Origin of the sequence: Bacillus sp. FSL K6-1106 (assembly GCF_038005245.1) — a bacterium.
Lineage (GTDB): Bacteria > Bacillota > Bacilli > Bacillales > Bacillaceae > Bacillus > Bacillus altitudinis.
This window is the reverse complement of sequence record NZ_JBBOSV010000001.1, coordinates 2,375,408-2,395,107: the sequence shown is the minus strand read 5'-3', so window position 1 is coordinate 2,395,107 and position 19,700 is coordinate 2,375,408. Positions and strand designations below refer to the sequence as shown.

Here is a 19,700-nt window from a genome sequence, read left to right as displayed (position 1 = left end):
CCTTATGAAAGAGTATGACGACTGATTTTACTAGAAAAAAAGGACTTCAATAACCACGAGATGACAGTTAAATTCACCATAAACATCAGGAGAGGATACACGATCCAAACCCATTTCGGGGCTAACCACTGAAGGCTGGATGCTCCTAATGATGCTCCGCCTGCACTCATCAACGCCGGACCAATAGTATGAACAGCGATTGCTCCAATGAAGGCGCCGATAGAGAGAACGACGATAAAACTTGTTAAGTATTGATAGGTTAAATCTTTTTGAGAAAAACCAATCGTCCTTAACAAGTGAGTACGATTTAAATCTTTCGCTCTTAACATGTGCAGAAACATCATTAACATTAGGCTGGCTGTTCCAAAAGCTGCGATGGTTGAAAATAATGCAATCACTTTTACTAGAGATGCGGTGCTTCCTATTGTTTGATGCACATATTCTTTCATATCTGTCACTTTTGCAGGAGACATATTTGTTTCAAGTGCTGCTTTTTTCTCTGCCATATCTATTCCTTGTTTTAATTGTATTTGAATGGTTTTCCAAAGGGATGAATGAGGAAAAGGCTGAGATAATGCTTTAGCTGTTTTCCCTCCGTTGGTGACGTCTTGATAAATGCCGGTAACCATTTTTTGAACTTGCTGTCCATTTGTGGCGAGAGTGACTTTTTCGCCTATCTTTTTCTGAAGTGAGTCAGCACTCAACACCGATAAAGCAATCTCTTCCTCCTTCAACGGTTCCCGTCCTTGTAAATAGGTGAGAGGGAATGCTGATAGATCACCTGTTTCTAAATAGAGCGTTTCTAATGTATTCTCCATTGTTTTGGCTTGTAGAGAAGTTGTTTCATAGACGGCAGATGTTTGAATGTCTTGGTCTTCGCTAATCATAGACTCTATTTTATTTGTACTTTTCTCTAAATGATTTCCCTGCCGAATATCAATTCGAAGGTCACTTTTTCCTGAGCCAAGATATGTGACGAAATCGGGTGATTGTAATGTGTACCATAACTGAATCGGCATTAACATTAAAAATGTACAAAGCGCAATAATACAGGTAATTGTTGAATACATCTTTATTCGCGAGAACAGATCTTTCAATCCAAACCAAAAATTTACTGGGAGGAATCTGTTTTTCTGGAGGTACATAGGAATTTGTTTTTTACGGCTTGGTGAGCTTATGCCGCCTTGAATAGCTTGAGCGGCTGATATTTGACCAAATCTCCTTAGGACAGTATAGCTGAATGAGATGACGATCATTGCCGTCAAAATTGACACCAAAAGCGGAATCACCTGATGAATAAAAGAGAAGCGATTCCCCATATATTGCTGAATATTGGCTGTAAACAAATCACCAAACATGAGTGTCATCAAATATCCTGCTATACACCCTATACAGGCAAGCACAGCATACTTCCCAACGTATAATTGTTTGATTTTTGATAAAGGGATTCCTAGTACTTTTAAGATTCCAATTTCACGTTCATCCTCTTCTATAGCGGCGGTCATAGCGAGACGAAGAGAGAGGAGGGAAATGCTAATGAGCAGAAAGCAAACAAGAAGGAGAATGGCGATCACCATACCATCTGTTAGAGCATTCAGCATGCGAAGCAGGGGTAATGTGACAGCAGGCCCCTGTTGTGGCAGCTCAGATGATTGATAGAGTGATTGAAAAGCATCTGCTTGACTAGCATCATGCAATAAAAATTCAATTAAGTACTCCTTTTTTTGAAACACTTGATTCAGTGCTACCCAGTCCGCATCATGCAGAAGAAACCTCTTTGAACTGACAAGACTTGGATTCATTTGGGCATCTCGTAAGAACGTTTTGATTTGAAAAGAGAATTGATGAGAGCCTTTTGAAATGAGTAACCTTTCGCCAATCTTTAAATGGTATTTTTGTTGAAAATAAATAGGGACTGCTACTTCTCCTTTATTGACAGTGAGCTTTTCATTTCGTTCGTTTAAAAGGAAATCAAAATAGCGATTTTGCTTTACAAATAAATGATCCATCACACCCGCTTGAGCAGGCTCCTGCCCGAACTTGATGCTGACGTGTTCGATCGGAATCATTGGAACAATTTGATGTGCCTTTACCATCGACTGTTTACTTGAAAATATATCGACCGCTTTTTCATCTAAGCTGCCATCGTGCATTTGGACAAAGTCTGGTGCTTTGGCTGATTGGAGTAGATCAGAAATGGAACCATTCAGCTGGGCCGTCATTTGCGCAGCGCTTGTTGCTAAAAATGATGTCATCATGATGCAAAGGGTTAAGCCGATTGAAATGAGACGGTGGCGGGTTAGGTCTTTCTTGATAAACGTCAATCTCATGAGGCTGATTCTCCTTCATGTCGAAGCATATTTTTTGTAAGGAAGGCAAGTGCAAACATCAAGGCACTCACGATTAACACGGTCACATACATGCTAGCGGAAAAAGTGTTGAACAAGAACCCATACATCATTTGACCGAGCGGTGCAGCACATTGAGAGACCATTGTTAGATTGGCCATGACTTTTCCTAATTGAGCATTGGGTGTTTTCTTTTGCACATGTGAGATGACAACGATCGAAATCATGGTGAGCAGCATGGCAATTGGGAGACACCCTGCTAAAAAGAGAAAATAGGCTGGAAATGTACCAAATTGAAGAGCCATCTTGGATGTTGAAAAAGCAACAGGCAGCAAAATGACTGCGATGACGAGCAGCCAGCGATACAAAGTAGGAATCCGCCAATGTTTCGCTACAAGACCAACTAGCAGGGCGCCTGCGATGACGGCAAACTCAATGATACCCATTCCTATTCCATACATGATGTCACTGCTTTTCATTGTGACCCTTAAAATAATGGGACCTCCAACGATAAAAAATGGTGTGAGGATGAAATTTAGTAGCGCTGCAAGCAGCATGGCTCTTTTTAAAAATGACTGGCTTCCGATATAGGAAAAGCCTTGTTTCATATCTTTCAAGAGTACTTTGGTCATCGGTTCTGCGAGTGGGCTAGGTGAGAAAGAGATATTTAACCGTAAAAGCATGCATGCTGATAGAAAAAATACAATGCTGCTAACGCCTATGATGACCTGGCTCCCAATGAGTCCGTATAAAACGCCGCCAATGATAGGAGCGACAACACCTGAAAGGGCCTGTACGCCATTCACGATGCCATTCGCTTGTTCTAATTTTTCTTCTTTCACTAGCTGAGGAATACTGGACATCACAGCAGGAGCATAAAACGTACTCATGACACCAAGGAGAATCATGACGGCTCCAATCATATAAAGTGAATCATGACCTGAAAATAACCAGAAATAAAAAGACAGAATCATAATTCCAGTAAGAACATCAAATAAAATCATCAAATTTCTTCTGTTAAACCGGTCAGCAATTGCTCCTGCTAATGGCGAAAGGAGGAGCGGGATATTGGATAAAGCGAAAAGCAGAGCATATAAATCAACACGATGTGTCATATCCAAGACGTGTAAAGATAGAACAAAACGAATCAAGGAAGACCCGAAAACGGAAATAATTTGCCCGAGAACGAGATAGATAAAATGGGTGGAGCCATTTTTGGCTGATAACGACATGAAAATCACTCTCCTTTTAGACCGACCGTCAGTCTATAATATATGCAGGATTGGTATTGAAGTAACCAATCACTGATTATTGTCTTCCGGTTCTCCAGTTAAACGTTGGAGAAGGAAGGAGAAACTTCCCTTTTCTGCATGTAATGAGGCTTCAAGGATTGCGATAAATGCTAGAGCTCGTTGTATGCTTTCCGCTGTGGTCCATTGGAAAAGTCCCTCATCAAAGATAACCTGTGCAGAAGCGAGGAGAAATTCGACAGTTTCTTGCGGGTAATCTGTTTGAAATATCCCTTCTTCTACCCCTTGCTGAATGACTTCTGCTAAAACGGGTGATAGCTCTGTAATGGCTTTGATCAAGCTTTTTTGATGCATCTCTGCATTAGCAGGCTGATGAAATTGTTCAATCATGCCTTCTTTATGGCTGCCCTGTTTAGGAGATTGTGCCATGATGATGCGAAATAATTTATCAACCACTGAGATATCTGGATCAGCGGCAATACGCTTTGCCTCGATGATATCTGCCTTTATGATCCGATCAATGATTGCATCCATCACTTCTTCTTTGGAAGTAAAGTAATAATAGAATGTGCCTTTTGCAATGCCAACGGCTTTGAGGATGTCAATAATCGTGGTTTGCTGATAGCCTTTGGTTGAAAAAAGCTTCTCTGCTGCATTTAAGATGTCATTTTTGCGTTCCTCAGGATGTTTAACGGTTCTCATAAAGCCATCCTTTCTTTTGATTAGACTGTCGGTCGGTCCCTTGATTTGATTAAACACTTTTTGGCGTATCTTTGTCAACGGCTGTTTTTTGAAGCTTTGCATTTATTGTGCAATGACAATATGATACATTGAATGAAAACCCCTTCAGGAGAGATGCTGAATGCAATTTTTAACCAGTGAATTGGCGCAAGAGATGGTTGAACGTACGATGCATATTTTACATCAAAACATCAATGTCATGAATGCAGATGGTGTCATTATTGGGTCTGGTGAACGAAAAAGGATTGGACAAAAACATGATGGAGCACGTCTAGTGCTGTCAAGCGGAGATAGTGTGGAGATTGATCAGGAGACATCCCGCCGCTTAAAAGGCGTGAGACCTGGAATCAATCTGCCTATTTGCTTTCGGGAACAAGTTGTTGGTGTCATTGGGATTACGGGTGAACCAGAGGGCATTCGTCATCATGCCGAGATGGTGAAAATGGCAGCTGAGCTCGTATTAGAGCAGTCTTTTCTACTTGAACGCTTCCAGTGGCGGCAGCGAATAGAGAGTGAAATTGTGAATCAGCTCATCTCCGAGTCTGACATGGGTGATCATCAGCTGAAGCACCGTGCTGACTGGCTTGGAATGGATTTAGACAAGCGGCGAATGGCTATTGTTTTTCAGCCAATTCCATCGTCTGAGGACACTGTACACAAAATGATGCATGCCATTCAATACGATAAGAATGCGGATGATTTACTAGGCATGACCTTCCGTCATGAATTGATCCTGTTAAGACAGCCGATATGTGACCATCAACTCAAGCATGTGATCGAACAGCTACAGCAAACAATGGCAGGTGCAGTTGATGGACAAGTGCTAGTGGGTGTAGGAACTGTCGCTGAGGACATGAGTCAATTACCGTTGTCCTTTCAGCATGCGAGAGAAGCCCTGCGGTTAGGAAAGGTGCTCCATCCAGAGGAAAGCATATATGTTTTTGAATCTTATCAGCTTGAAAGCTTGTTTATAAAAGCGAGAGCCGCCAAAGAGGGCAAACGGTGGAGTGATTTTTATCATCCGCTGATACAAGAAACGGAACTCGTTCAAACGTTAAAGGTTTACATTGAAGAGGGCGGGGATTTACAAAGAATCGTTGATCGTCTATTTATTCACCGTAATACACTGCGATATCGTTTAGATAAAATCCAGGCATTGACCGGAAAAGATCCTCGTCATGTGAAACAGTTGATGGAGCTGTACATAGCACAATTGGACAATCAACTGTCTTAATTGTGCATTTGCACAACTGGATGAAGAAATAAATAAAAGAAGTTCATCTAGATTCACAACTCGATCCCGATGGGTAAACGCTTACAATTAAGAAAAGACAATCAGGAGGGATGGAGTATGGGTGGAGATGTGACAGTGAGTACATTGGGCGCATTGACTGCGCTTGTGATCGCTATTGTTCTCATTCTAAAAAAAGTATCACCTGCTTATGGCATGCTGGCAGGCGCATTTATTGGCGGTTTGGTTGGCGGTGTAGATGTTGTGCAGACCGTGAACGTCATGATGGAAGGCGCAAAGAACATGATTCCGGCTGTTCTTCGAATCATGGCGGCAGGTGTACTGGCAGGGGTTTTAATTGAGTCGGGTGCTGCGTTATCTATTGCGGAGGCCATCGTGAAAAAGCTTGGAGAGGCGAGGGCACTTTTAGCACTCGCACTTGCAACAATGATTTTAACAACGGTGGGTGTTTTTGTAGATGTAGCAGTCATTACAGTAGCACCAATCGCACTTGCCATTGCCAAGCGTGCAAAACTTTCTAAAACGGGGATTTTACTTGCGATGATTGGAGGAGGGAAGGCAGGGAATATCATGTCACCGAATCCGAATGCCATTGCAGCCTCTGATGCTTTTGGTGTCCCGCTTACTTCTCTGATGGCGGCAGGTGTCATACCGGCTATTTTCGGGATAGCCGTCACGTATGTATTAGCCAAAAAGCTTGCGAATAAAGGGACACCTGTTTTGGAAGAGGGAACAGACCAAGGCGAGGTTCAAGTACCTGGTTTTCTACAAGCGCTTGTAGGCCCGCTTGTGACCATTCTCTTGTTAGCCTTAAGACCGTTGTTTCAAATAAATATTGATCCGATGATTGCCTTACCAATAGGAGGAATTGTAGGCGCTCTTTTCATGAAAAAAGGGAAGTTTCTCAATGATTATGCGATGTCAGGGCTGCATAAAATGTCAGGTGTAGCGATCATGTTACTAGGTACAGGCACATTAGCTGGAATTGTATCGAATTCTTCCATGAAAGAGGTATTTATTCAGGTGCTTGACGCTTCGGGATTACCTCCTTACTTGCTTGCACCAACGTCTGGAATTTTTATGTCGGCAGCCACAGCTTCGACAACTGCAGGGACGGCAGTTGCAAGTGGTGTATTTAGCGGAACTCTTATTGGTCTTGGTGTATCTGCCCTTTCAGGCGCAGCTATGATTCACGCTGGCGCAACTGTGCTAGACCATATGCCACACGGAAGCTTTTTCCATGCAACGGCTGGAAGTGTTCAAATGGATATAAAAGAACGGTTGAAATTAATGCCCTTTGAATCGTTAATTGGTTTGACATTAACCGTTGTATCGACCATTATCTTTGGTATTTTCCAGCTGTTCGGCTGAGGACTTAATGAGAAACGAGGGGTTTTTGGATGAAAATTGTGATCGCACCAGATTCATTTAAAGAAAGTTTATCTGCTTATGAGACAGCATGTGCCATTGAACGAGGATTTCGCTCTATTTTGCCAGATGCAGAATATATGAAAATCCCAATGGCAGATGGAGGAGAAGGCACAGTTCAATCGTTAGTGGATGCGACAGGCGGAACCATTGTCAAGCAAGTGGTCACAGGCCCGCTTGGCAAACCTGTGGATGCCTTTTTTGGTATGTTGGGAGATGGTCAGACAGCTGTCATAGAGATGGCAGCAGCATCAGGATTACATCTTGTCCCGCCAGAAAAACGGAACCCCTTATTCACGACGTCTAGAGGGACAGGAGAATTAATGCTTGCAGCGCTGGATAAAGGAGCGAAGCATTTAATCATTGGGCTTGGTGGAAGCGCAACAAATGATGGTGGCGTTGGCATGATGCAAGGTTTAGGGGCTTTTTTTCTCGATAAAGCAGGCCAAGACCTCACGCCGGGCGGTGGATCACTGAATCAATTAGCTTCTATTGATCTATCTCGACTGGATCCAAGATTGCAATCTGTCCGTCTGGAAGTGGCGTGTGATGTGGATAATCCTTTAACGGGTGAAAGAGGAGCGTCTGCTGTGTTCGGTCCTCAAAAGGGAGCAGATACAGAAATGGTTCAACTGTTGGACAAGAATTTATCTCATTTAGCACAAGTGGCTAAGCAGCATCTTCATGTCTCCTTTGGTGATGCGGCAGGTGCAGGAGCGGCAGGAGGACTTGGTGCGAGTTTATTAGGCTTTTTACAGGCTGATCTGCAAAAGGGAATTGATATTGTACTGAAAGCCGTACATTTTGCTGACGTACTCAAGGACGCTGACCTAGTCATTACAGGGGAAGGGCGGATTGATCAGCAGACCATTTACGGCAAAACGCCAATCGGTGTAGCTAAAGCTGCGAAACAATATGGACTCCCTGTGATTGGTATCGCTGGGTCCCTCTCAAAAGACAGTGCAGTCGTACATGATCATGGCATTGATGCACTTTTTAGTATTGTCCCTGGCGTCACGACTCTGGCTGAAGCCATGCATGATGCTAGTGTGCATGTAGAGAGAACAGCAAGGAATATTGCGGCTGTCATGACATTTGGAAGAGATAAGTAAATGATGAAAAATGTTTCCTTTTCTATCACATTCCTCTCTATAGAAATGTGGTAAAATGGTTCTAAATGAAAAAGAAAGTTGGAGGAAACACAAATGTCTAATCTACCGAATTGTCCATCGTGCAGTTCAACTTATACATACGAGGATGGCAGCATGCTTATTTGTCCAGAATGTGCGCATGAATGGTCGCTAGAACAAGAACAAGCGGAAGAGGAACAGCTTGTTGTCAAAGATGCGAATGGAAATCTATTAAGTGATGGTGACACGGTCACTGTGATTAAAGATTTAAAAGTCAAAGGCTCTTCTTCGGTTTTAAAAATAGGAACGAAGGTCAAAGGGATTCGTTTAGTCGAAGGCGATCATAATATTGATTGTAAAATTCCTAGCTTTGGCGCGATGAAGTTAAAATCGGAGTTTGTGAAGAAAGTATAATATATGAAAAGAGGCTGTCGATCATCAGCCTCTTTTTTATTTCGATATTTATAGGTGAAAGGTATAATCTTAAACATCATTTCATACATATGTACCTATTGAAAATCATTCTTTTTTTAAAAAATCAAGCCTCTTTTCTTATAAAAATTCACGCTTTTCTTAACTCTACCTTAAAAAAGGCAGATGATTCTCTAAATTTTGCCTAATCCCCTTCACAACTTTTGGGCATTGCTGTACCATATGGAAGTGTTCTTCTATTTTTGACGGATCATGGTGTTTATCAGGAAATAGATGATAGATGATACTTAGACAAAGAAGGAGAGGTAACGTGACGAACGTTTTAGAACTGCAAAATGTATCTAGGCATATTCGCGGGAAAAAGATTGTTCAAGACTTGAGTTTCTCTGTCCAAGCGGGCGAAGTCTTTGGCTTCTTAGGGCCGAATGGCGCAGGAAAAACGACAACCATTCGCATGATGGTCGGTCTTTCTCCCATTACATCCGGTGACATTCTGATTAATGGTCATAGTATTCAAACCTCATATCAGCATGCCATCCAAGATGTCGGTGCAATTATTGAAAATCCAGAAATGTATAATCATTTAACGGCAAGACAAAACCTTGTTCATTTTGCCAGAATGAATGGAAAAGTGGATGAAGGTCGAATTGATGAACTGCTAGAACTAGTTAGTTTGCAGCATGTGAAACATAAGCGTGTCCGTACGTTTTCATTAGGAATGAAGCAGCGTTTGGGGATTGCTCAGGCATTGATACATAAACCGAAACTGCTAATCTTAGATGAGCCGACCAATGGACTAGATCCAGAGGGAATTCGTATGATACGAGATTACTTGAGAAGGCTGGCAAAGGAAGAAGGGCTTGCTGTCATTGTTTCAAGTCATCTCATGTCAGAAATGGAATTGATGTGTGATCGTTTCGCCATTATCCAAAAAGGAAAGCTGATTGCGATTGAGGATCAGCGTGCAGAGACGAAGCAGGATGATTTGGTCAATTATCGAATGAAAGTAGCATCAAGTGAGCTTGAAGAAGCTCAAAAGCTCATTGAAGCATTTGAGGAAGGCATCACAGTTAGAGAAGAGGAGCAGTACTTATTCTTCTCCATCCTAGAAGAGAAAATGCCACAATTGATTCGTCATTTGAGCGAGGCTTCTATTCATTTGTACGAAATCAAAATAGAAAAACAAACCTTAGAAGATAAGTTCTTAAGCTTAACAGGTAAAAAGGAGGCAGACGTATGATTCGCCTCATTCAAAACGAGTGGATGAAAATCAGTTATCGTGTGGGTACTTGGATTATGGTTGGGCTTCTTGTTTTAGGTATGATTGCGACGTTGATTTTTGCTGTTAAGACAAATGACGGAGATCAAGCATCCGGTGATTGGAAAACTGAGTTGCAAGAAATCAATAAAGCAAATAAGAAAGAATTGAAAGAGGATAATATAGGATTTTATAAGAGATCCCTTGAAACCGATATAGCGATTAATGAGTATCGAATCAAACATGATTTACCGCCAGCCGATCAATTCGGTAAAAATGCATGGACTTATGTGAAAACAAATGCTAATTTGCTTCAGCTGGTCGGTGTATTTGTGATTATTATTGCAGCCACAATTGTTTCGGCTGAATATAAGCATGGTACAATTAAATTATTACTGATTCGTCCGCCATCCAGGTTGAAGGTTCTTTTGTCTAAATACTTTACCGTTCAACTATATTCACTTTTCTTGATCGCTGTCCTATTTATCTTATCCTTTATCTTAGGTGCGATATTCTTTGGACTAAACCATGATTATGTGTATTTGGCTTATCAAAATGGTGAAGTCATTGAACGGTCTCAGTTTGCAAATATGGTCTCTTATTATTTGGCGCATTGTGCTATGTTTGTTGTATTAGGGACACTTTCTTTTGCCATCTCAACGGTGTTTAGAAGTGAGGCCATTTCCATAGCGATTAGTGTATTAGCCTATATTGTGGGAGCATCCATCACAAGCATTTTGATGTTCTTCTTTGATTGGGCGAAATACTTATTGTTTGCCAACGATCCTGTACAGTATTTCGCAGAAACACCTACTTATATCGAAGGCATGTCCCTAGGTTTCTCACTAACGGTCCTAGTCATTTATTGGGCCATCTTCTTGGCGGTTGCTTTAATCGTCTTCCAAAAGCGAGAAGTAAAAACAGGTTAATTTAACTTTTTAGGAGGTTTCTATCAATGATTAAGCGTAAAGGTGAAAAAATTATGGGGATTATCAGTATTGTCCTCAACGTAATTGGTGTTGGTTTTGGGGCGTTGATGCTTTCTGTGGACCCAGCAGTTTATGAAGAATTGAATGAAGTGTTAAAAGAGGAAGGCAGCGCCTTGCCAGTTGAAACACTTGAGGCATCGGTTCATGCCTTTGGCATTCAGTTTATGGTTGTTTCCGCAATTGCGGCTGTCTTAGCCCTTGTTGGTGTGATTGTTTTGAAAACAGACCGCCGTGCCGTGCTTTCTGGTATTCTTTTCTTGGTTTCGGCTGTGACTCTTTTAATTGGAACTGTTGGTCTTGCTTTCGTTCCGATGATCTTGTTGCTGATCGTTGGATTGATGTCACTCATTAGAAAACCGAAAACAGACATTCACACAAGTGAATATCCTTCATAATTCAAAGAAAAAGACATGCGCTGGTTTGCGCATGTCTTTCTTTTTATATGATGCCAATCAGTTTGGCGATGATGAGTAAAACGATACTGAACCCCCACATCCAAAAGAAGGAGTAGCGGATATGTTTCCCCATATCGACCCCTGCAAGACCGATGGCAAGCCATACAGCAGGTGCAAGGGGGCTGACAAAGGTGCCGATGATATTTCCAATCATCATGGCGTATGCCGCAGATGTCCCTGGCACACCAACCTCTGATGTAATCGATTCGACAATCGGCAATAGTGCATAATAATAGGCATCCGTACTTGTCAGCATATCAAGCGGAACCCCAAATATCCCCACAATGATATGTAAAAATGGCAGTAAGAAAGCTGGCAAAATGTGAATACTGTCCACTGCAATCGCCTTCAGCATGCCCGTTCCTTCAAGAATTCCTAAAAAAGAACCTGCGGAGAAAATTACAGCTGCCATCATTAGTGCACTTGGAGCATGCGCCTTAATTCTCTCCATTTGTACATTCACATTCGGATAGTTCACCAAAAGTGCTAGTGAAAGACCAATCATAAACATATAACTAGCAGGAATCACGTTCAGCACGAGAAGGACAACAACAGCTAAAAATAGAATGAGATTGACCCACATTAAGTGATAACGCTTTAAAGACGCATCGCCTGTTTCGCTGATCGATTGAATGGCACGATCCCAATCAGCGCCTTCTAATTGGACAGCAGCTATTTCATTTGCCGCGATTTTCACCCGAATTCGTTTTTCTTCTCTTTTTCCTAAAATGAATGCCATTCCTAATACGAGCACGACCCCGATCAGCTGAATGGGAATAAGCGGTACCCACAGTTCAGATGGGTCCATATTTAGGACACTAGCTGCCCGTCCTGTGGGGCCAGCCCATGGAATCATATTGGTTAATCCAGCACTCGTCCCGATTAACAATAGCAATAAATAAGGACTCATATGTAATTTTTTATAAAGCGGAAGCAGTGCAGGTACAGTTAATAAAAAGGTTGTAGCGCCTGCTCCGTCTAAGTGTGCGATGACCCCAATCAAGGCAGTTCCCATCGCAACTGTGACAACATTCCCTTTTGTCAGCTTGATTAACGCTTTAATTACAGGTTCAAAGAACCCTGTATCTTGTAAAATGCCAAAAAATAAAATGGCGAAGATAAACATGGTCGCCACTGGCAAAACTTTGATAATCCCTTGTTCAAAGAAAGTTTGAATGTCATTGATACCAAATCCTGCGATGAGCGCCCCTATTAAAGGCACCATGACCATGGCGACAATTGGACTTGCTTTCCCCCAAATCAGCAAAACAACAATCGTTAAAATAATCAACAATCCAACAAACGTTAACATAAGCCCCTCCCCCTACAATAAACCGTTTACATTTGTTTGTTTTTTTACCAATGCAATCCCACATTTGCATTGAAAAAAAGAGTATCAAAAATATGAGTATTAGGCAACCGCTTTCATACCTATACAATGGTAAAAAAGGATGGCGGGGCCAATCATGGTGCGGTGTTCAATATGTCAAAAAATTTAGATAAAAAATAATACTTCTATTGATAATCTACTATCGGGAGAAAATATATAGGTATTTAGATTCAACAAAAGGTAAAAAGCGCCCTTTGGATGGACGCCTCTTTCACACTATTTTTTCAAAATAACGTATTCGTAAGGATTCAGTTGTAACTGTTGAGATGTATGCTGTCCAGTCAGCATATTTTCATAGCTTTCCGCTGAATCTAGTGAAATGTTCTGTTGCTGTTCTGTAAAATTCATCATAAACACAAAGTCCTGCGATCCATCTGTTCGTTTCTGGACGCTGACTCCCTCTGGAATTGAAGAGGAGAGGATCGGCTTTATCCCTATTCCTGTGATGAGATCTTCGTAAAAATCATCATAAAACGCTTGCTCATTTTCAGAAGCCATATAGTATGCTTTCCCTTTGCCAAATGGACGGACAGTAAGGGCGGGCTGTCCTTCATAGCAGCCATTCTCAAAATGCCCTAACACAGAGGCTGATTCTGGGTGAATGGATTCGCAATATTGCCCGACATGGTAGGTGCGTCCATTTCCTGTGGTCATTAAAACGTGTTCATCTGGCATCAATGTGTTGATTTCCTCTGCCCAAACACCAAGTACATGGCGGAGAGGGCCAGGGAAACCACCGAGGAAACAGAGGTCGTTTTCATCAACCATGCCGCTCCAGTACGTTGCCACAAAAATGCCACCCTCTTTGACAAATGCTTCGATCTTTTCTGCCACGCCTGGTTTGATCATGTAGAGCATTGGTCCCACAAGCACTCGATAGGATGAGAAGTCCTTTTCCATCCCGACAATATCAACAGGGATGCCCTTTTTCCAGAAACTACGATAGTGAGTTTGGCAAGCCTCTACATAGCGTTTGTTGGTATTATTTAAGCCTTGCGCATCATCAATTGCCCAATGGTTTTCCCAATCATATATGATGGCGACCTCTGGTTGAACGGATGTACCCGCAATCGGTTGAAGCTGCTCCAGCTGTTTTCCTAAATCAGCGACTTCTTGAAACACACGCGTGTGTTCATGTCCTGAATGATCCACAACAGCGCCGTGGAATTTTTCAGAGGCGCCCCGGCCTTGTCTCCACTGGAAATAAAGGACGGAGTCGGACCCGTGGGCAATCGCCTGCATGGCAGAGAGGTGTGCCATTCCTGTATGCTTCACCTTATTCACTTCATGCCAGTTCACGAGGCTTGGTGTGCTTTCCATCACAAGAAACGGCTGACCGCCCTTTAATGAACGATACAAATCGTGAACGAAGGCGACGTTTGACGCTAATTCTGCAGTGGATTCTCTGCCGCTATGCCATGCTGGATAGCTATCCCATGAGATCACGTCGACTTCTTTTGCAAATTGATGATAGTCCAGTCCAAGGAATGGACGCATATGTGGATAGTCGCCCATAAAATTGGTGGTTACTGGCACATGAGGTGTTAATTCTCGTAGCGGTTCAATTTCATTTTGATAAAAATTGATCGTTTGCGCTGTGACAAAACGCTTCCAGTCTAGGTTCATGCCATGAATCATGTGCTCGCCATGAGGGGCTGGTGACTCGATTTGTGACCAATCGGTAAAGGTGTGGCTCCAAAATCCCGTCCACCATGCTTGATTCAAAGCTTCAAGGTCATGGTTGTATTTGTCTTTCAAATAGTCTCTAAATGCTTCCTGGCAAAGATCACAATGACATTCGCCGCCGTATTCATTTGAAATGTGCCACATGATCAGCGCTGGATGGTCCTTGTAGCGTTCTGCAAGCAAACGATTGAGTGTATTCGTTTTTTCTCGATAAACCGGCGAGGTGAAGCAATGATTATGGCGAAGTCCGTGTAAGTTGCGCTGGCGGTTTGCTTCAACGCGTAAGACTTCTGGATATGTTTGCGAGAGCCAAGCAGGTCTTGCTCCGCTTGGCGTGGCGAGAATGGCGTGAGCTCCCTGCGCTGCCAAGCGATCCATGATATCATCCAGCCAGGCAAAATCATATTCCCCTTCTTTTGGCTCGAGCTTGCTCCAAGCGAAAATGTTGATGGAGAATGTTTGACAGTGTGCAAGCTTCATTAATCGAAAATCTTCGTCAATGATCTCCGGCATATGAAGCCATTGATCAGGATTATAGTCGCCACCATGCAAAAAGCCTTTCACATTTGGGTGGACGAGTGGGTAACGCTTTCCCATTTTGTCACGTCCTATCTGTTTAATTACGGTGTCATTTGTTTAAATACATCAAGAGAAGGCAGGGCTTTTCCGTTGAAATCAAACATGGCCTGATTTTCCCAAGCATTCCCGACTGTGCCGGTTGTTTGAATATAAGCGAGCCCGTATTGACTAGACCACGGAGCACCTTTTGCTGGAATCCAAAGCGGCTCCCAATAAAAGAACCCTTTCCCGCGATTGTTTTTTACTTGTGAAATTTTTTCTGATAGATCTCGTATAAAAGATGCCTGCCCTTGTGGTGATGCTGGATAACCGGCCGTATTGACTGAATCTTGGTTAAATGAGTTATCGAGGTTGTCACCATTTGCTGTTGTAAAGCCGTAGGCGGTTTCTACCACGATGACATCTTTGTTATAGCGGGCGCTAATATCATTCATGTTGCTAGTAAGACCGCTAAATCCCCCGTCCCAATACGGGTAGTAAGATAAACCGATCGTATCGAACGAAACGCCTCGTTTCGTGATTTCATCAAACCACCAGCGAGATGCACCATTGTCCCCTCCATGTGCAAGATGAAGCATGACTTTGATGTTTGAATCGACAGAGCGGACAGCATTTGTCCCCGCTTTTAGCAAAGCAGCGAGTCGGTCAAATTCACCGCCGCCTTCACCCCAGCTCTTTCCGTTCGGCCAAAGCATACCTGAATTCAATTCATTCCCGACCTGTACCATATTTGGTAGGGCATTTTGTGCTTTCATCGCTTTAAGTACATCGCTTGTGTAAGTGCCAACAGCTTTTTCTAAATCGCTTTGGGAGAGATTGGTCCAAGCTTTCGGTTTGAACTGTTTACCGGGATCGGTCCAGAAATCACTGTAGTGAAAATCAAGCAGCACTTTCATATTTTGTGCTTTTGCACGTTTCGAGAGAGCAATGGCGGTATTTAAATCGTTTGTCCCCCCGTTATAGGCACGGCCTTGGTTGTCGTATGGATGGTTCCAGAGTCTGATGCGCACATAGTTGACACCTTTCTCTTTTAATAGCTTGAGCGGATCAACCTGCTGCCAGTTTTGGTTGTAGTATTTGCCGCCGCTTCGCTCCACTTCTGCGAGCATGGAGATATCGGCTCCTTTGATGAAATCACCTTGCAATCCATTGATCGGTTTCACCGAAATCGTATCAGCCTTTGCTTCAGGCAGAATACCTAACCCCACCAGAAAGAAAACGACAACAGTGACAAGCAACCATTTTTTCATCAAATCTCCCCTTATCCTTTTGTCCCGCCTTGTGTGAGGCCGGATACAAATTGTTTTTGTAAAACAAGAAACAATAAAGCAACTGGAATCGCAATGAGTAAAGCCCCTGCTGCAAAGGTCGTGTAGCTGGCACCCATTTTGTCTGATACAAGATTGTATAGACCGATTGGGAGCGTATACATTTCGGGTGAGCGGACAATGACACTGGAGATGATGAAATCACCCAGTGGTCCTGTAAATGAGTTGATGGCAACAACGGCTAAAATCGGCTTGGCAAGCGGCATAATAATTTGGATGAAAATCCGGAAATGCCCTGCGCCATCCATTCTGGCTGATTCATCGAGATCCTTTGGAATCGCATCAAGATAGCCTTTCATTAAATACGTATTCATCGGAATTTGTCCGCCTGCATAAATCAAAATCAATGCGAGGTGGCTGTTAATGAGTCCAAGCATTTGAGCCAATACAAATATGGCAATCAGCGCTGAAAATTGAGGAATCATTTGCAGCAGCAAAAAGAGCATTAGCCCATTTTTGCGTCCTTTGAATCGGAACCTAGAAAAGGCATAGCCTGTAAAGCTGACAAGTATCAACGTTAAGAGCATAGTCGCAATACTGATTTTCATTGAGTTCCAATACCATTTTGCATAAAGTGCTCCCTGACCGAAGAAGAGTTCTGTAAAGTGGCTGAACGTTGGATTCTTCGGAAACATGCTTGTGCTCATCAGGCTGTTCCCAGGATTAAAGGAAGCGCCGATCGTCCAAAGGAGTGGATATAGAATACAAACGGAGGCAATGAAAAGGATGAAATAGGTGATACTCAGGCGAATGAGCTTATTTTGTTTTGATCCCATATCACATCATGTCCTCCTCTTTGAATGAATTCGTTCTCTTAAATTGCCAAAGTGCAATGGCAATGACGAAGATTGATAGTAAGATCGTAACAGCGGCAGCGAGTGCATATTGAGAAGACTGCATCGTCAGTTTGTAAATCCAAGACACCAAGATGTCTGTGCCCCCAGCAGTTGAGCCAGCCACAGGCGGTCCTCCGCCATTAAATAAGTAGATGATATTAAAGTTGTTAAAGTTAAACGTATATTGCGTGATTAATATAGGTGCAATTGAATAGAGGACAAGCGGTAATGTAATGGAACGGAATTTCTGAAAGAAATTTGCCCCATCAATGGTTGCAGCCTCGTATAAATCTTCAGGAATGGCCTGCAAAACGCCAGTTGTCATAATGAACACAAAAGGAAAACCAAGCCAAGTCTGCATCGCAATAAGAGCGATTTTGCTCCAAAATGGATCTGTCAGCCATGGTTTTGGATCAATTCCAATCGATGCAAAAAGGGTATTGTTGATCGCACCAAACGTGTCGTTAAACAATCCAGCAAACACCAAAATGGTCACAAATCCTGGAACAGCCCACGGCAGAATCAAAATCGTTCTGAAAAACCGTTTTCCTTTTAAATCTTTTTGATTGAGCAGAACCGCTAGGAAAATGCCGACAGCACATTGAAGGGTCGATGCAGCCAACGTCCATACGACCGTCCAGCCTAGTACATCAATGAATGTGTCTCTCCAAATATCGATTGAAAAGATATTTTGAAAGTTTTTGATGCCTACCCAATCAATGAGATTGGCAGGAGGCGAGTGGTATAAATCATAGTTTGTAAAGGCCAGCGCAAAGCTGAACATAATAGGAAAGACAACAGAGAATAGAAGTAAAAAGAAAGCAGGAGTGCTCATTAAGTAAGGAAAGCCTTGATCAATGAGCTGATGGTATTGAGCACGGATGGAATGAAGCGGAACCCCTTGATCACGTTTCTTTCCGTTCATAAATGCATCTCGTATCATGAGTACATAAAAACCGATGCCAAATCCAGCTGTTAAAAGTGCAATAATTCCTTTTGCTAAAAGGAAAACAGAGTTGTCACGAGGCAGCATCGTACCAAGTGTGAACAGCCCCCAGAAGCCAATATTGAATAAATCATAAAACACAAGTAGAAAAGAAACGCCAAACAGGAAAAAGAGTGCCCCTTTGCCATACTGTTTGTTGTATATTTGCCCCATCCCGGGTATAAGAGAGAACATTAGCGCCCGTCTCCGGTGTGTCTTTGATTCCACTATGTGTGTGCGGTCTAGTTCAAGGTTACCCGTCACGTTTAACACCTACTTCATATGAAATTAGATCAAGTGCAGGCAGCATGATAGATGAACAGCTACCTGCGCTTGATGTTTATTTGGAGTGATTCGCTTTAATTTGCGAGTCGATTTGTTTAACCGCATCATCAAATGCCTTTTTCACATCGGTACGGCCAGTCGCAATCAGCCCTAATGCGCTGTCAATCGGCTTCCACACCTCTGCCATCTCTGGATTGTTCGGTGTCAGCGTGGCATATTTCGTTTGCTTTGAAACAGCATCCGCATTAGCGTTTTCAGTAATGACTGGGTCTTTCATCAGCTTTTTCACTGGTGGAATTTCCTCTGTTACTTCAAAGCGCTTTTTCGAATTTTTTTCGTTCGTGATAAACTCAACAAATTTCTCGGCAAGTTCTTTATTTTTAGAATAAGAGGAGACGTTGTAGCTCTTTACACCTAAGAACGAGCTCATATGTTTTCCGTTAGGGAGTGTTGGCAGTTCCGTCACGCCATAGTCGATACCCGCTTCTTTATAAGGACCAAATGACCATGGACCAGAAATCACAGCCGCTGCCTTTTTCTCAGTGAATAAGGAATTGAGGACATTGATTCCTTGCTCACCAATGATGCCTTTCGGGAAGAGTCCTTCGCTAAAGAATGTCTGAATGTATTTTCCGCCTTCGATGGCACCATCGTTATTAAGACCAATATCATTGACGTCATAAGAACCATCGTTTTTCTGTTTGAAAATATAGCCACCTGAACCGCCTAATACACTTTCTGCGTAGTAAATTTCATCCCACTTCGCAACAAAACCGTATTTCCCGTCCTTTGTCAGCTTTTTCGAAAGGTCATACCAGCCATCGAGTGTCGTTGGTGCCTTTTTGACAAGGTCTTTGTTATAGAAAAGCACAGTGGTTTCAACGGATTTTGGCAGGCCATACAGCTTGCCATCTATCGTTTGTGATTGAATCGATTCGTCTGTGAAGGAATTGATCACTTTTTGATCTGGTTTGATTTCTTGTAACAATCCCTCTGTGACAGCTGATCCAATTTGGTCGTGAGGCATGGTGATGACATCTGGACCAGTGCCGGCTGCGCCATCAAGACGAAGCGCTTCAATTTGGTCGGCATATGCTTTTTCGACTACTTTGACTTTCACGTCGTTTTGTTTTTCAAATTCTTTGACGGCGTCTTGAATCCCATCAGACTTTTTGACATCCTCCCACACTAGCAAGGTCTTTGTACCTGTAGATGCCGGCTGTGTACCGCTTGAATTGTCATCTCCTGGTCCGCATGCTGACAGCAGCAGCACAGCAGTACCAACGACTGCCGATAATGTCGCCCATTTTCCCTTTTTCATTCGTAAT

The 19,700-nt window shown here is 42.7% G+C and carries 16 protein-coding genes; 7 read left to right on the top strand and 9 right to left on the bottom strand.

Translation table 11 applies throughout. The features are described from left to right. Positions 1-2: 2 nt before the first annotated feature. The 3 genes from MHI20_RS12515 to MHI20_RS12505 form a co-directional block, all read right to left on the bottom strand. Entirely contained in the window at positions 3-2,330 is a 2,328-nt protein-coding gene (locus MHI20_RS12515) for an FtsX-like permease family protein (protein WP_096882093.1), read from the bottom strand. Continuing rightward, positions 2,327-3,580 (bottom strand): MFS transporter, encoded by a 1,254-nt coding sequence (locus MHI20_RS12510; protein WP_144667415.1) that lies wholly within the window; start codon positions 3,578-3,580, stop codon positions 2,327-2,329. Before MHI20_RS12510 ends, MHI20_RS12515 begins: the two co-directional genes overlap by 4 nt. 69 nt (positions 3,581-3,649) lie before the next feature. Further along, a complete protein-coding gene (locus MHI20_RS12505; RefSeq protein ID WP_008347371.1) occupies positions 3,650-4,300 on the bottom strand; it encodes a TetR/AcrR family transcriptional regulator in 651 nt (216 codons plus the stop codon). 160 nt (positions 4,301-4,460) lie between these two features. Between MHI20_RS12505 and MHI20_RS12500 the strand changes: the two genes are divergently transcribed. From MHI20_RS12500 to MHI20_RS12470, 7 genes are all read left to right on the top strand, one after another. After that, on the top strand, positions 4,461-5,573 hold the full coding sequence (locus tag MHI20_RS12500) for a CdaR family transcriptional regulator (protein ID WP_058337137.1): 1,113 nt from the start codon (positions 4,461-4,463) through the stop codon (positions 5,571-5,573). A 117-nt stretch (positions 5,574-5,690) separates the two neighbouring features. Continuing rightward, positions 5,691-6,962, top strand: coding sequence for a GntP family permease (locus MHI20_RS12495; protein ID WP_144667419.1), 1,272 nt, complete (start codon positions 5,691-5,693; stop codon positions 6,960-6,962). 29 nt (positions 6,963-6,991) lie between these two features. Beyond that, complete coding sequence (locus tag MHI20_RS12490; protein ID WP_056703980.1) at positions 6,992-8,131, top strand: glycerate kinase; 1,140 nt, start codon at positions 6,992-6,994, stop codon at positions 8,129-8,131. A 93-nt stretch (positions 8,132-8,224) separates the two neighbouring features. Next, positions 8,225-8,563 carry a zinc ribbon domain-containing protein YjdM gene (locus MHI20_RS12485; protein ID WP_024720449.1) on the top strand — a complete coding sequence of 113 codons (339 nt, stop codon included), beginning with the start codon at positions 8,225-8,227 and terminating at the stop codon, positions 8,561-8,563. A gap of 328 nt (positions 8,564-8,891) precedes the next feature. Next, entirely contained in the window at positions 8,892-9,821 is a 930-nt protein-coding gene (locus MHI20_RS12480) for an ABC transporter ATP-binding protein (protein WP_008347360.1), read from the top strand. Further along, a complete protein-coding gene (locus MHI20_RS12475; protein WP_340938747.1) occupies positions 9,818-10,768 on the top strand; it encodes an ABC transporter permease subunit in 951 nt (316 codons plus the stop codon). Before MHI20_RS12480 ends, MHI20_RS12475 begins: the two co-directional genes overlap by 4 nt. 26 nt (positions 10,769-10,794) lie before the next feature. Next, positions 10,795-11,223, top strand: coding sequence for a DUF4064 domain-containing protein (locus MHI20_RS12470; protein WP_041092650.1), 429 nt, complete (start codon positions 10,795-10,797; stop codon positions 11,221-11,223). 43 nt (positions 11,224-11,266) lie between these two features. On the opposite strand, the gene MHI20_RS12465 is transcribed toward MHI20_RS12470, so the two are convergent. From MHI20_RS12465 to MHI20_RS12440, 6 genes are all read right to left on the bottom strand, one after another. Beyond that, positions 11,267-12,595, bottom strand: a complete 1,329-nt coding sequence (locus tag MHI20_RS12465; protein ID WP_216895379.1) for a CitMHS family transporter — start codon at positions 12,593-12,595, stop codon at positions 11,267-11,269. Between the two features lie 294 nt (positions 12,596-12,889). After that, positions 12,890-14,956, bottom strand: coding sequence for a beta-galactosidase (locus MHI20_RS12460; RefSeq protein ID WP_340938742.1), 2,067 nt, complete (start codon positions 14,954-14,956; stop codon positions 12,890-12,892). 23 nt (positions 14,957-14,979) lie between these two features. Beyond that, positions 14,980-16,188 (bottom strand): glycoside hydrolase family 53 protein, encoded by a 1,209-nt coding sequence (locus MHI20_RS12455; RefSeq protein ID WP_340938740.1) that lies wholly within the window; start codon positions 16,186-16,188, stop codon positions 14,980-14,982. 11 nt (positions 16,189-16,199) lie between these two features. Beyond that, the gene (locus MHI20_RS12450) at positions 16,200-17,042 is read right to left on the bottom strand and encodes a sugar ABC transporter permease (protein WP_007497274.1); all 843 of its coding nucleotides are present in this window, start codon (positions 17,040-17,042) and stop codon (positions 16,200-16,202) included. 1 nt (position 17,043) lies between these two features. Beyond that, positions 17,044-18,282: a carbohydrate ABC transporter permease gene (locus MHI20_RS12445; RefSeq protein ID WP_045033662.1), complete on the bottom strand. Its 1,239-nt coding sequence runs from the start codon at positions 18,280-18,282 to the stop codon at positions 17,044-17,046. A 145-nt stretch (positions 18,283-18,427) separates the two neighbouring features. After that, entirely contained in the window at positions 18,428-19,693 is a 1,266-nt protein-coding gene (locus MHI20_RS12440; protein WP_256688854.1) for an extracellular solute-binding protein, read from the bottom strand. Between the last annotated feature and the right edge of the window lie 7 nt (positions 19,694-19,700).

Coding starts and splice junctions, on each gene's coding strand:
- MHI20_RS12510 (WP_144667415.1), bottom strand. CDS start 3,580: ATGTCGTTATCAGCCAAAAATGGCTCCACCCATTTTATCTATCTCGTT.
- MHI20_RS12450 (WP_007497274.1), bottom strand. CDS start 17,042: ATGGGATCAAAACAAAATAAGCTCATTCGCCTGAGTATCACCTATTTC.
- MHI20_RS12445 (WP_045033662.1), bottom strand. CDS start 18,282: ATGTTCTCTCTTATACCCGGGATGGGGCAAATATACAACAAACAGTAT.
- MHI20_RS12440 (WP_256688854.1), bottom strand. CDS start 19,693: ATGAAAAAGGGAAAATGGGCGACATTATCGGCAGTCGTTGGTACTGCT.
- MHI20_RS12495 (WP_144667419.1), top strand. CDS start 5,691: ATGGGTGGAGATGTGACAGTGAGTACATTGGGCGCATTGACTGCGCTT.
- MHI20_RS12500 (WP_058337137.1), top strand. CDS start 4,461: ATGCAATTTTTAACCAGTGAATTGGCGCAAGAGATGGTTGAACGTACG.
- MHI20_RS12485 (WP_024720449.1), top strand. CDS start 8,225: ATGTCTAATCTACCGAATTGTCCATCGTGCAGTTCAACTTATACATAC.
- MHI20_RS12475 (WP_340938747.1), top strand. CDS start 9,818: ATGATTCGCCTCATTCAAAACGAGTGGATGAAAATCAGTTATCGTGTG.
- MHI20_RS12490 (WP_056703980.1), top strand. CDS start 6,992: ATGAAAATTGTGATCGCACCAGATTCATTTAAAGAAAGTTTATCTGCT.
- MHI20_RS12465 (WP_216895379.1), bottom strand. CDS start 12,595: ATGTTAACGTTTGTTGGATTGTTGATTATTTTAACGATTGTTGTTTTG.
- MHI20_RS12505 (WP_008347371.1), bottom strand. CDS start 4,300: ATGAGAACCGTTAAACATCCTGAGGAACGCAAAAATGACATCTTAAAT.
- MHI20_RS12455 (WP_340938740.1), bottom strand. CDS start 16,188: ATGAAAAAATGGTTGCTTGTCACTGTTGTCGTTTTCTTTCTGGTGGGG.
- MHI20_RS12515 (WP_096882093.1), bottom strand. CDS start 2,330: ATGAGATTGACGTTTATCAAGAAAGACCTAACCCGCCACCGTCTCATT.
- MHI20_RS12460 (WP_340938742.1), bottom strand. CDS start 14,956: ATGGGAAAGCGTTACCCACTCGTCCACCCAAATGTGAAAGGCTTTTTG.
- MHI20_RS12470 (WP_041092650.1), top strand. CDS start 10,795: ATGATTAAGCGTAAAGGTGAAAAAATTATGGGGATTATCAGTATTGTC.